At 58.0% G+C, this 581-nt stretch carries 1 protein-coding gene; it reads left to right on the top strand.

Annotated features, from left to right (window positions below; translation table 11 throughout):
* A partial coding sequence (locus tag R4P65_RS33055; RefSeq protein WP_317829703.1) for a cbb3-type cytochrome c oxidase subunit I occupies positions 1 to 581 on the top strand: 581 nt, incomplete at both ends.

Here is a 581-nt window from a genome sequence, read left to right on the forward strand (position 1 = left end):
TCACCACGGTGATCTGTTTGCGCGCGCCAGGCATGACGATGTTCCGGATGTCGATCTTCACGTGGAATATCTTCATCACCAGCATCTTGATCTTGATGGCGTTCCCGTTGCTGACCGCTGCATTCATGGGCCTGTTCGTCGACCGTCACCTCGGTGGCCATATCTTCGACCCGGCGTCAGGTGGAGTTCTGTTGTGGCAGCACCTGTTCTGGTTCTTCGGACACCCCGAGGTGTACATCATCGCGCTGCCGTTCTTCGGCATCGTCTCGGAGATCTTCCCGGTCTTCAGCCGTAAGCCGATCTTCGGATACACCGGATTGGTCTACGCGACACTGGCGATCTCAGCTCTGTCCATCGCGGTGTGGGCTCACCACATGTATGCGACGGGTGCTGTTCTCCTGCCCTACTTCTCGTTCATGACGTTCCTGATCGCCGTGCCGACAGGTGTGAAGATCTTCAACTGGATCGGCACGATGTGGAAGGGGCAGTTGACTTTCGAATCGCCGATGCTGTTCTCGGTCGGCTTCCTGATCACCTTCCTCTTCGGCGGTCTGTCTGGCGTCATCCTCGCGAGCCCGCCG

The sequence above is a fragment of the Rhodococcus sp. IEGM 1318 genome (assembly GCF_033142465.1).
GTDB classification, from domain to species: Bacteria; Actinomycetota; Actinomycetes; order Mycobacteriales; family Mycobacteriaceae; genus Rhodococcus_F; species Rhodococcus_F qingshengii_B.